Consider the following 12,220-nt stretch of genomic DNA (forward strand, 5'->3'; position numbering starts at 1 on the left):
AAGGAACGATATAAAAATCTATCAGCAACAGTAGGTAGAAAACCATGTTCTTTTTTAATTTATCCATCATATCATCATCCTTTCAAATTCCGATTGAGATTTCACCTGTTTTAGGGAATTTAATAACTGTTATATTTTGTTATTAAATTCTCTGCAAGCCCTTGAAAACACTGGATTTATCGCAGGTGAGCTTTCCCTTATTGTTTCCCTTGTGTTATATCGTCCCGTCAGTGTTTACGAACTCTGATAAGGGCAAATACAAGGGCAAGAAAAATCTATAAAACAGTATAACACAAAATAAAAGTGACATGGTGAACTGATTGAAATGCTTCTGATTTTTGTAACAAATGACTGATTGAATGATAAGGAGATTCTATACGATGAGAACAATATTTGCAGAATACAATCCACACAGAAACAGCATTGATATTTATACTTCTGCTGGTTATATGCTCCGCATTGACTGTTGGGAAGCCGAAAAGGATTTAAAAACCACACCCGGATCAGACTGTGCATTGAACGCATTTGCCATTGATAAACCGCTTGAATATGCAAAATTATATCTTGATGGAACAATGCAGATATGGGTAGATGCAGAAGATTCATTAGAACTATGGTGATTTTTTCAACAGCACTAAGGTTACTTTTTCCCAATCTCATTTATTGAGAATCGTCTTTTTACCGTGCATATATATTCAATATCTTTTTATCTATTATAATGAAATCAAGGGCTGGTCTAATGCCAGCCCTACAAAAATGAAAATTCACATAGAAAATAAATTTACAATTTTTCCGATATAAACCTGTTATCAACAAATACAAACATAATTTATATTATCGTATCTATTGATATGATATGTATTTCAAAGAGTTACCAGAAGTTTTTGAAAACTTTTCCCTTGTGATATTATCTAAAGCTCATTCCTTTAGATAACTATAAAACAACGAAGCCCGTTAGCCCTTGTGGTTAGCGGGTTTTCGCTGTTCTGTACTTGTTGCAAAATCCGCTTCGGTCAAATCTCGGTCAAATAATTTTCTAAAGAAATGTTGCACCTTTTCTATTCTCTTTCTTATTCTTGTTCTGATTATATGATTTCCTTATACAAATTCTGTAATTTATCCATTTCCGATTTTGCTTTATCATCTGTGACGTGCGTATACAAATCCAGTGTGATTGCTATGGAATAATGTCCGAGGAATCCTTGTACTACCTTTGCGTCAATCCCGGCTTCAAAACAACGCGTTGCAAAAGTATGACGAAGTGCATGTGGATAAAAATGCGGAATCGGTATAAACACTGTCTTGTTTTTCTCTGCCTGCTTTTTTCGTTCCTTATTGATAGATTTTTCTATCCAGTCTAACGTCACTTGAAAGGTGTGTTCTGTAATCGGTTTTCCGTTCTTTCCAACAAACACAAGATTTTCAAATCCCTCTAATGGTTGCCATTCACTAGCTGACAACTGCATTTCTTTCAACTGAATCCACTGACGTTTTAAAGCCTTATACACACTGTCCTGCATGGGAATCGTCCGTATACTGTTCTTTGTCTTTGGTGTCTGGTACTTGAATACATACTTCTTTGTTTCCTTATCTTTGATATACACCAACGTTTTATTTACAGAAATTTCCCGTTTCCGAAAATCTACATCATCCCATGTAAGCCCAAGCAGTTCTCCGCCACGCATTCCCGTTCCGAGTGCTACCTGTATGAGATTCTCGTGTATTCTCTCCTTTGCGTGTTCCAATACTTCCCGTTGTTCTTTCACAGTCAGTACCCGTATCTGTTTTGTCTTTGTTTTGGGAACTTCCACTCCTGCACATGGGTTGAATGTAAGAATCCTGTTATGCACTGCATATTTGAACATAGCATTGAGAATATTATACACATCCCGTATAGTCTTTGTGCTGTAATCATCATCTGCCATATTCTGAAGCAGACGTTCCAAAATAATCGGATTAAAATCTGCCACACGTTGTTTTCCTATCTGCTTCTTTATGTAACGTCTGTAAAAATCATCATAACGTACTTGTGTACTCTCCTTGATAGTCCGCTTCTTATGGGTATTCAGCCAGATATCAAACCATGTATCCAGAGTGATATTATCGCCCTTTCCTTTCAACCCATGCTTGACTTCATAGCGTAAATCTTCCATTTCTTGAACTAACTTTTTTAAGTCCGCATTATCTTTTGTATACGTTTCTCCTTTGTAATAAAACCGCCCTCTGTAAATTCCGCTTTTTCTCTGCATAATTCCCGGCGGTAATGGATTTCCTTTTAAGTCCTTGCCCAATCTGCACGCTCCTTTCCGTGCAAGGACTATCAGAACTGGTCTGACAGTATTATATGCTTATTTGTGTTTATACTGCAATTACTTCATATTTATTTTTCAGATTATGCCCTTCGTTTTTCTTCAAAAACTGGTCTAAAACCTCAGAGCGTATAAGAATCTTATTTCCAATCCTTATGACCGGAATCTTCTGCCATGTAATCAGCTTTCGCAGATTATTTCTTCCAATTCCCGTATACTCTGACGCTTCATTCACTGTAAGGGCTTTCTTTGTCTGTATCGTTTTCTGTGTATGTTCTGTCAAAGATTCTCCTTTCTTCTTCCCTCAAAAGGAAAGATTTTTTATAGTCCTCATATATGCGTTGTTGTTCTTCGTTCATCTGCCCCCGTTCTATTAGCTGGCGGATATAATCTCTGTTATCCAGTTTTCCGATTTTATCCATTAGCTTTAAAGAGGGCGAAACTGCTACGTTCAGCCACTGCCATGTTCGTTCCAGTGTCTTTTTCTCTGGATTCATGGTCAACTTTATCTTCCCTACATCCTGCATGAGTTCTTCCCACGGGGGATAAGTAGGATAAAGCCGTTTTCTTGTAACCGTGCTGTTTTCCGGCTTCTGTAAAAACCGCACTTTCTCGTTTAATACAGACAACGCAATCCGTGCCACATCCCTGTCTTTCAGAAGTTCTTCTACTAATCTGACCGCTTTTTTGTGCCGGAATCGAAGTTCATATCTGTTCCAGTCCGGGTTGAGTTCTTTTCCGAACTTTTCTGCCTGTTCATATCCCTTTTCATAGAATGTAATCCGAAAATCACTGTGTTTACTGCCGAGATATAGTGTTTTTCCCTGCGCTTCTATTTCATCCTCTTTCAGTCTATCAGAACGATTCTCTGCTGTATCACGCAACTGACTAGATATCAGCCCCTCGTTTTTCAGACGAATCAATTCCGGGATAGACAGATAAGGCTTTGTATCGTCGATTGCCAAGTCTATCCTCGGAAAATTCACCGGGTATCTGCAAACTCTTTCCAGAAAATCAAACCATGTTTCCTTATTCATCATAAGGAAATTTTCATAATTCCTGCACCCCGAACCACTCATAAGAATCTGAAATCCCTCATACTGTGCATTTCCTGTCGGTTTCAGAATCTTGATATTGTCAAATCTTGCTATCAGTTCGTGTCCAGCAATTCCTTTTTCCTTACCATGCAGTTCCATAAAACTCAGTGGAATCCGCAAGATATCTTCTATGATTATGAACACGTCTACACCTTTGACAGTAATCTGACACCAGTCAATCAGTGCTGTCAAATCTTCTTTCTGACGAGTTACCCCCCTGTTAGTATAGGGGGGTTCTGAAATTTTCATTACCTCTGTTATCATCATCCCTGCCTTTCGTAGTATGCCGTGGCTTTCGCCACGTTCCCGGAACTTCTCTACTCCCTTTGCTCCTTTCACGCTGTACGGAGCAGTCCGCAGAGAATTTCCGGGAACAGTCTCTACACGTTTCCTTTTCCGGTAACAACACGGATACCCTTGCAGGAGATTCTGTCCACCAATACCGGGAAGTTTCCTCTCTGCACATAAGGGGCATATACCGCTTCTTCTAGTTCTACCACTGTGTAAGGCTCTACCTTTGGAAGTTCTGTTGCTTCCAGACGGATATCTACGCTGTTTCCAAGTTTCATGCTTCCGAGGTGAAGTTTCAATGCTTCCACTTCCTCGGTTTTCTTCCGGGTTTCCTTATCATACTTGTAGCAGTAGTCTGCTCCCATGTAACGGAGTTCCCCGAACGCTTCTCTGACCTGTTCTTTTGTCAATGTAATCTGCATGCTACATTTCTCCTTTTTTGAAATCATGGTGAATGAGTGTCTGGTAAGTGTGACAAGTCCTTTTCATATCCACGTCTATATTTATTTCATTACTTTTCTCCTTACCTCTTAACCTCATCATAGACCTGTTTTTTCTTCTTGTCAACAATTATTTTACTTTTTCCCTTACTTTTTATTTTTGTATTTCAAACGCTTAACTATATCTTTTTATAACTTATTATAATTTTACCCTTACATTTATCCTTATCTTGTGTTATGATGAAAACAGAAACGAGGTGTGCATATGTTTGTGAATAAAGAAGCAGTAGGAAAACGAATTTTACAGATACGCAAGAAATACGGTTACAGTATGCAGAAGTTTGGGGAAATCATAGATAATGCCCCGAAAGGCTCTGTAAACAGTTGGGAAAAGGGTGTGAATCTTCCCAATGAGAAACGCTTGAAGCAGATTGCCACGTTGGGCAATATGACGCTGAATGAACTTCTGTATGGTTCATTTAAAGAATATGTAGATATGCTTATCACAGAAAAACTGGGGATTGAACTGCCGGAAGAATTTACCAGAACTTTCTATTCTCTTTTAGAGCAGAACGGATTTACCTACGGGGATGATATCGAGATTGTCCGGCTTGTAAACGGCTTTCTGACTTATCATAACCTTACAACAAAAGAAACCGCCATTTTCTATCAGCCAACTGCATACTCCGGCGATTATTTTGACGGTATCATACAAAAAGCGGATTCTTCCGTTCTGGTCTGCCGGGCATATGCAGATAAGGCAAACAACACCTTACATATCATTCCGGCTTTTGAGAATGGACAGACTGAGGAAGTAGCAGACTTCTTTCATGCACTGAAAAGCATAACCGCTCCACACAACAACAATTATTTCACTTCCGGCTTTCTGACACTCGGACTGGCATTGAGAGATTCCAAAGTAATTATCTATGGAATTGATGAAAAACAGGGAACAGCACAGGTAATCCCTTACGAATATGATTGCGAATCAGACGCTTATATCCAGAATGAACATCTGTCATATACCAGACAGGATAGCTTTTTCCGAGAAGCCACGAAAGAAGCGGTCTATTGGAAAATGCAATCCGACAGAAGTAACCCATAAGATAAACAAGAGGACTTGCAAGGTTTGTGACCTTTCAAGTCCTCTTATGTATCATGATGGTATTGGCTGTGTCCGTTCCGTAAAGGACTGCCCTACGGCGTCTCGGCTTCGCCTTGTTCCTTTACCTCACTAATAATAATGTTCTGATAGCAGAACTCTTACTTATACTTTTATCTTACTATTCTTTCAATTTTTACCGTTTCACCATCAATATTATACTTAAAAAAATAAAATTTAATAACATTTCCTTCTGATACTTGTTCTAGATCACCTTTACACTTAGTACAATCTAAACTAACTTTTGTCGTATCAAAAAATAGACTACTTTCTTCCTTCTCATTTAGTTCTATTAAAAGTGTATCAAAAGTTTTCTCTACAACAACCCCACTCAAATGAAACCAATGAGAATTATCATCTCCACTAGAACGCAACTCCATATTTTGACGATTCTCCTTAAAAACATTTCCTTTTACGCCAAGCACAATTAATACTATTGCAAGCAAAAGTATGATTAACAAAATCAATCGTTTCTTATCCATTAAATGTAGTCCCCGATATGTCTGTCCAACTATCAAAATCAAAATTCAAATAACGTACTGTATCCCCCCATCCATCAAATACCATCAATGTATGTACTGTATTTCCAGAATTATATGCTCGCAAAGTTGCATATCCCTCTGCTGCCATTGAATGCCCCGCACGTTCTCCAGTATCACTGCTAATTATACCACAATGGACAACTGCTATATCTCCTCTATCAATGCAATTAGTGAAAAAATTATAATTGGGACTATAGTCAGTATTTTGTGTTACAGAAACATTCTTTCCAGCACAAAAGTCCACAAATCCAGGTCCAATATTGCCAATAGTTGTTGAACCATATGTTATTCCTCCACTCTCCGATGAAACTGTCGTTCCTGTTGAATCCCAAATATCCATATAATCACCTGCAATATCTGTATAATCAACAGCATTATAATATGCACCACATGCTAATAATGCACTAACTGCACATGCATAATGTCCTGTTACACTTTCTATATACGGCTCATTAAAGGAAATAAATTCTTGAAGATGATTTGTTGAAACAAGCGTGTAGTTTTCATAAACTTCATCAATATCTAGCAAAACCTCATCCCAAGTAGCTGGGTCTTTTCCCCTACTCTCATTCAAGGACAGTACTGTTTTTTCTAATGTTTCACCATAATTCGTTCTAATCTTTCCCAAATTATCAACAATACCATATTCAAACGGAGCTATTTTATATATTTCAGAGGTATTTGCTTTTTCACTAAATACATTTGCTTCACTTTGATAAATCACCTCATATGGATTTGCTGAATTATTACCAAATGAGTATTCTGATATCAAAGATTCACACGTAGTATCAAAAACTACATATCCATATGGTTTGTTTTCTAAATTGTAATTTACAATATATCCAATAGCTTGACCTGTTGTATCATAAAATTTTCTCGGATTATTAGCAACAATATTGCTATTTTCTCCTATTCCCTTTGCAAAACGTTCTGCCATCTGTATCGCCAAATCATCCGTAACATTTACAACAGAAGTATTCTCCGATGCATGGACAGGAACTATTGACATAATAGTCAATATAAAGATTGTCAAAAGTGAAGCAAATCGTTTAAAAATTTTTCTCATAAATATCCTTCCTCCTTAGATTATATATTTACTTTAATATTATATCTTATTCCCTATTTTGTCTATATTTTTTTATGTTTATTTCAAATATTTCATTCTATTTTATTTTTATCAAACTATTTTCAAACAAATCCAAACAAAGAATCTCGGGGCAAATTTCGGTCAAATCAGGATAAATAAATATAACACTTTATATGTAAGTCAATTTTAAAAAAGCCTGTAATTCCGGGCTTTACAACACTTTGTAACACAATATAAACCAGTTCGATAATCCCTCCTTATTTTATACTTTTCCCATGATGGAGCAGCTTATTTGACCGTATCTCTAGCACCAAAGATGTTGTATTCTATACTGATACATCAATAGAATTGCGAACTAACCTATTACCATTTTTGACAAGCGTAGATTCCACTGATTCTCTTGTAACGTTATCAAGAATGCTTGTATCAAACTTTTGTCCCGGCTTCCAATTTGGATTAGCCGATTTCACTGCTGCATACATAGCAGCTCTATACTGTCCTTCGTATTGCTCTAAAGTCCATGTACCACTTAAACGTTTGTCTTTACTTACGCTTAACTGATAATCCTTAAAAATATCTGAACGCTTAGTTGTATCACCATTTGAAATACCGTTTTCCTTAATAAATTCCCTCTTCACATTATCAAACATCTTTTGACGATATTCCTCGGATACACTCGTGAGCTGCTGCCATGATGTACCTTTTCCGGTAACATCCATTCCCGCCACTCCATTTGCATTCAGTAAATCGCCATCCGAATCAAATTGCTTCATCAGATTCTTAATAATGGTATCTCTTCCACCGAATGTTTCATATATCATTCTTTCTTCTGGTGACATCATGGCTTCATTTTGCATAATACCAGATAACCAGCCTTTTTCTTTCAAAGCCTTATATTGTTTACTATTTGTGTTGATGCCATTATAGGTATTGCCTAATCCGCTGATATTCATTGACATATAAAACCTCCGTGTAAATACATTCTAAATCCGTTTAGAATTAACTCAATGTTATATGGTATATATCGTCATAAATCTCCAAGAAATAAAGGAACCCACTTTATTAAGTATTTTTGTTTTTAGCATATTTCTAAAGCACAGAATACCATTGTCTGTTCATACGATCAGCTTCATACTGGTATGTAATCAGCTGGTTCATGTCCTTTAAACCGCTCTTTCCATATAAAATGCTTAAAGTCATATCTGGCACATTGTTCCATCCTCTGGTCGATATCGTTGAAACCAGGTCATGTATCCAATTCTTCATTTGCTGCTTAAACTCTTTCGGAACTTTTCCGGAACTTTCAACTGCGCTATCCACTAAGTCTAATATATTCTCTCCCGACTCCGTATAATATGTCCCATTTTTTTCCTCAAGTTTGTCTAATTCATATCCTGTATAACTATAAACCTGATGATATGCTTCGTATTTCATCTTTGATTCCTCTGTTACTTGAGAACTCTCACAGCCATCCTGTGTTGAGCAATAATAGATATGTTTATAGAGATTTTTCCCATTATTACCTACATTTAAAGCATTCTGCATCTCATAATTATATGCAATCCTACGCTCTGTATCAGTCAGATTCGCCTCGTAATACTCTGAACTCTTATCAAAATACTTAGAATGAATTTCCAGGATTAGATGCTGTTCCGCTAAAAGAAAACACTCCCCGTCCAGTTTTAATTCTCTCATTCATCGAAAGTGAAAAATACATTGTACCCTCACAAGTTCCACGATTAACATGAATATAATATGTCTGTGATGAAGAAGTGAGATTGTCACAAGCCACCGCCATAAATGGAATAACCGTGTCCATATCCAAAACATCGTCAGGACTGTGCTTTTCATCTAAAATTCTATTCCTATTTATAAACCATTATTTTAATCGCACGCTCTTTACGCTTTCATATCAAAATTGCCTTGTGACATTATATTTTCATTCATACCACCAGTTCTTTGTTCACTGTTTAATGCTTTTCTTGCATCACAAAAAGCCTCATAATATGTCGATTTTAACGCCGAATGTACCTGTGACTCTGCTTTTGTTTCCTTTTCTTGCCAGCCTACTCCCTCTGTATATGTCAGAACTTCTTCACCACATTCGTTATATACATGAGCTGCTGATCCTGTTCCCTCTCCCTGAAACTCTGCCTCATATGGTATCCCAAATAAAATACACAGCCATCTTTTGTCTGCCTCTTGTATTTCTTTCATATCACCCATATTTCCAGAACTCATTGATTGGTTGAACTTACCTATCAGTGCTGCCCGATTTGGTGCCACTTTAGCGACCTCTGCTTTCCGCAAGTTCATAAACTCATTTCCCATATATATGTTGTTTTTCGCATTTTTCTTAGCCAATTCAACAATTTTTTCTTTTAATGAATCTGTTAATTGCCACTTGTTCTTTTCAGAAGTTTTAGCACTACTGCTAAAACTTCCAGATACGCTTACCGTATTGATAGCATTTGATATATTCATCTCTATTACCTCACTTGAAAATTTGTTTTCAATATAGACATTTGGCACATATCATCAATACCCCTTGCAGAAAATGGCACAAAAAAGTCAGACAACAGACACTATCTGTTATTTGGTCTTTTTACGTTTGAACTCAACAACAAACAGATTATCCTACTCATATCTTGCTTAATGCTCTTCTAAAATCTGCTGATTATAAGCCCTCAGCGCCAATGCCTTTTTATTAAGTTCGATATTTTGCTCTTTATGCTTAAAATTCTCTTCTTTGCGAAACTCCAGTATGTCCTTACGAGCCTGTATTTGTTCCTCAATATATTCCTCTAAAAGCTGCTTTTTTCTATCTTTCTCATTTTTCTTTTTTACATTATTTTCATGTTTTGAAGAAATTCCCTTAGTATAACTATCGTTCTCTTTCATTCCTTTAGTATATCCGTAACACCCTTCCCATGTATCATCTATATGCATATATGATATTTGTGGAATATAGTTTCCAAAATTAACTGCCTTATTCTTCGCTAAAGCGTCTAATATTTTCTTCTCATATTCCGGATCAGTCTGCATTCTTTTATAAGCGGCATCCGTAATATCTATAATATCATTTCTATTCCGCTGCGATGGATGTGTATATAATGAATTCATCTTTTCATTAAAATACGCCTTGTATTCCTCTAAAGTCATATCTTCTGGGGAAACCGGATTTTTCTCTGTGACCTTGCCAGCAAATCCGTCATTTTTTCCCGTGCTGTTTACATTCTTGGTGTTTCTCACTGTTGCTACATTATTATGATAATAATTCTGTCCTATTCCACTAATGCTCATTTTTGAATCCTCCATTGTTATGATATGGTTCCCTTTGCGTTTTCTCCATACTCCTTTTTCAGTCGTGCCAGTTCATCATTATAGATAGATGTAAATACACGTGCCCTTGCAAATTCTTCCTCTGTGCTTATGGCTTTCCAGTTCCTTGATTCAGGATTGTAAGACAGCGTTTTATTTCCATTGTTGTCCCAAAACATACAAGCCGCATTCATCTTTCCTCCTGTCTTTCTCATGCTTGATTCATAGATGGTTTTTCTGTCCGGGGAAACTGTCTCACCATGCTGCATACATAATTTTCGGTATGCCGCATCATCCCGCTTCCCGGTGGCAAATTCCTTCTGTGCAAGTTCCTTTATAGCTTTCTCGAATTCTTCCTCCGACATTGCAGGCTTATCACGTTTCGTCATAATATTATCCCAATTCGGTTTTGTGAATTGAATATCAACCGGCTTGAAACGCAGTGCGAAATTTCCATAATCACATTGTTACACCATTTACAATAAATTTGCGTATATTCTCTCCATCGACTAAGCTGAGAAACACTGTTCACAATAATTTCCATTACTCTATTTTTCACTATGCTTTGACATCAAAACTGCTTTGCAAATTTTCTTCATTTACGGATTCCCCTCCTACTATCGGAAGTCCTCTTTTTGCATTTCCCCATGCTTCATTATAAATCATGCACATTTCTGTTTGCCTCGCTGCCTCTGCATTCGTGGTATACATTGTCCATCCATTGTTGGAATAAGTTGCTACCATCTCCCCATTCTTATCATAAAATTCTATGTACTCACTATTGCCCGATGGCAGTTTCTGATACTTTACTTTCCCCTCAAGCAGAGTTGCGACAAAATCTATCGGCTTTAACACATTATGTCTATTTCTTGAAACAGCTTTTAATCCAGAAGTAATGATTCCCTTTCTATCCGGGGATACTTCTAATGTATAATTTTTCATCAATTTGTTAAAGCCATCTGATTTATTTTGAAATGTACCCTTTTCAAAATCTTTATAAGCCTGCGCTACAATCTGTTTTCTGTATTCTTCATCACTAATACCGCTTTTCTTTTTGGAAAACACATACTTATCGTTAAAATCGGGCAGATGGACACCGCCTATACTTCCTGTTCCTGAAAAAATCCTTTGTTGTAATGAACCATTGGACGAATTAACCTGCATTATTCCACCCTCTCCTGTAAATTTCCTAATTTATTCAGCATCTCATACATCCGGCTACTACCTAACATATAATTTTGCAAAACAAGAAACTTACCTGTCTGTTTGCTTTCTTGATATAACTTGATGTAGGCATCCTTCGCCTGATAAAAGCTGTCCTCCAATTCTTCAATCTCTTTTGTTGGCACTTCAGGAATATTCCCCTGAAAGACCTGTCCCCGGGCTGCTATTCTGGCACAGGATTTCTGCCATGCCACTTCCTGCTCATATTGCATATCCAGCCACTCAATTTCTTCTTTCGTCCATGGTGTACCACCTGCTGACTTATAATACTGCTCATTTCCATTTTTATAACGTTCCTCAATTTCAGAATAAAGCCTTGCATAACTCAATCCGCAGGCATTTACAACATCAGTATAGTCATACTGCCCTTTTTCTTCCCTAATTTCTTTTAATATTCCGGCTCTCATATCGCTGAACGATGTAACCGAATGCACAACTGTATGCTTAATTTTATCCATTAAATTTTCCCTGTTTTTCGATAATTGAGAAACCTCTAAAATATCCTTATGAAACACTTTCTGGTCTTCATTTTGGCTTTCCTGTTTTCCCAAATATTCCCTATCAAACTTGAAAAAATCCGGCAGATGAATAGGATGACTTAAAAATGTAATTGACATATCTCTTTCTCCTTACTTAAAAGCACTATCCGTAACCGCTTCCGTCATAGCATTTGCTTCATAAGCATTAGACGCTTTTGACAACAGCCTTTCATTGTTCCACGACCGTAATAATCGGCTTCTTTCCTGT

At 37.0% G+C, this 12,220-nt stretch carries 15 protein-coding genes; 2 read left to right on the forward strand and 13 right to left on the reverse strand.

Annotated elements, in window-relative coordinates; genetic code table 11:
• Positions 1-380 precede the first annotated feature (380 nt).
• Positions 381-620: a DUF6061 family protein gene (locus WMO38_RS14375; RefSeq protein ID WP_015567941.1), complete on the forward strand. Its 240-nt coding sequence runs from the start codon at positions 381-383 to the stop codon at positions 618-620.
• Between the two features lie 465 nt (positions 621-1,085).
• Here WMO38_RS14375 and WMO38_RS14380 read toward each other — a convergent pair whose 3' ends face one another.
• The 4 genes from WMO38_RS14380 to WMO38_RS14395 form a co-directional block, all read right to left on the reverse strand.
• Positions 1,086-2,291 (reverse strand): tyrosine-type recombinase/integrase, encoded by a 1,206-nt coding sequence (locus tag WMO38_RS14380; RefSeq protein ID WP_009244191.1) that lies wholly within the window; start codon positions 2,289-2,291, stop codon positions 1,086-1,088.
• 67 nt (positions 2,292-2,358) lie between these two features.
• Positions 2,359-2,592, reverse strand: a complete 234-nt coding sequence (locus tag WMO38_RS14385; RefSeq protein ID WP_009244192.1) for a helix-turn-helix domain-containing protein — start codon at positions 2,590-2,592, stop codon at positions 2,359-2,361.
• Positions 2,537-3,655, reverse strand: a complete 1,119-nt coding sequence (locus WMO38_RS14390) for a replication initiation factor domain-containing protein (protein WP_242853877.1) — start codon at positions 3,653-3,655, stop codon at positions 2,537-2,539. Before WMO38_RS14390 ends, WMO38_RS14385 begins: the two co-directional genes overlap by 56 nt.
• Positions 3,656-3,786: 131 nt before the next feature.
• Positions 3,787-4,119 carry a hypothetical protein gene (locus WMO38_RS14395; protein ID WP_009244196.1) on the reverse strand — a complete coding sequence of 111 codons (333 nt, stop codon included), beginning with the start codon at positions 4,117-4,119 and terminating at the stop codon, positions 3,787-3,789.
• A 283-nt stretch (positions 4,120-4,402) separates the two neighbouring features.
• Between WMO38_RS14395 and WMO38_RS14400 the strand changes: the two genes are divergently transcribed.
• Positions 4,403-5,242 (forward strand): helix-turn-helix domain-containing protein, encoded by an 840-nt coding sequence (locus WMO38_RS14400; protein ID WP_004844111.1) that lies wholly within the window; start codon positions 4,403-4,405, stop codon positions 5,240-5,242.
• A 170-nt stretch (positions 5,243-5,412) separates the two neighbouring features.
• Here WMO38_RS14400 and WMO38_RS14405 read toward each other — a convergent pair whose 3' ends face one another.
• The 9 genes from WMO38_RS14405 to WMO38_RS14445 form a co-directional block, all read right to left on the reverse strand.
• Positions 5,413-5,781, reverse strand: coding sequence for a hypothetical protein (locus WMO38_RS14405; protein ID WP_004844112.1), 369 nt, complete (start codon positions 5,779-5,781; stop codon positions 5,413-5,415).
• On the reverse strand, positions 5,774-6,907 hold the full coding sequence (locus WMO38_RS14410; RefSeq protein ID WP_004844113.1) for a hypothetical protein: 1,134 nt from the start codon (positions 6,905-6,907) through the stop codon (positions 5,774-5,776). Before WMO38_RS14410 ends, WMO38_RS14405 begins: the two co-directional genes overlap by 8 nt.
• A gap of 347 nt (positions 6,908-7,254) precedes the next feature.
• Positions 7,255-7,881 (reverse strand): DUF3879 family protein, encoded by a 627-nt coding sequence (locus tag WMO38_RS14415; RefSeq protein ID WP_349163162.1) that lies wholly within the window; start codon positions 7,879-7,881, stop codon positions 7,255-7,257.
• A 136-nt stretch (positions 7,882-8,017) separates the two neighbouring features.
• The gene (locus WMO38_RS14420; protein WP_349163159.1) at positions 8,018-8,623 is read right to left on the reverse strand and encodes a DUF4885 family protein; all 606 of its coding nucleotides are present in this window, start codon (positions 8,621-8,623) and stop codon (positions 8,018-8,020) included.
• 204 nt (positions 8,624-8,827) lie between these two features.
• On the reverse strand, positions 8,828-9,412 hold the full coding sequence (locus WMO38_RS14425; protein WP_349163160.1) for a hypothetical protein: 585 nt from the start codon (positions 9,410-9,412) through the stop codon (positions 8,828-8,830).
• A 168-nt stretch (positions 9,413-9,580) separates the two neighbouring features.
• Entirely contained in the window at positions 9,581-10,231 is a 651-nt protein-coding gene (locus WMO38_RS14430) for a cell division protein ZapB (protein WP_252970360.1), read from the reverse strand.
• 17 nt (positions 10,232-10,248) lie between these two features.
• Positions 10,249-10,638, reverse strand: coding sequence for a hypothetical protein (locus WMO38_RS14435; protein ID WP_252970361.1), 390 nt, complete (start codon positions 10,636-10,638; stop codon positions 10,249-10,251).
• A 169-nt stretch (positions 10,639-10,807) separates the two neighbouring features.
• Positions 10,808-11,413 carry a hypothetical protein gene (locus tag WMO38_RS14440; RefSeq protein ID WP_349163161.1) on the reverse strand — a complete coding sequence of 202 codons (606 nt, stop codon included), beginning with the start codon at positions 11,411-11,413 and terminating at the stop codon, positions 10,808-10,810.
• Positions 11,413-12,090, reverse strand: coding sequence for a hypothetical protein (locus WMO38_RS14445; protein WP_119218608.1), 678 nt, complete (start codon positions 12,088-12,090; stop codon positions 11,413-11,415). The genes WMO38_RS14440 and WMO38_RS14445 overlap by 1 nt, the downstream gene beginning before the upstream one ends.
• Positions 12,091-12,220: the final 130 nt, after the last annotated feature.

Origin of the sequence: Lachnospira hominis (ex Hitch et al. 2025), assembly GCF_040096395.1 — a bacterium.
GTDB classification, from domain to species: domain Bacteria; phylum Bacillota; class Clostridia; order Lachnospirales; family Lachnospiraceae; genus Lachnospira; species Lachnospira hominis.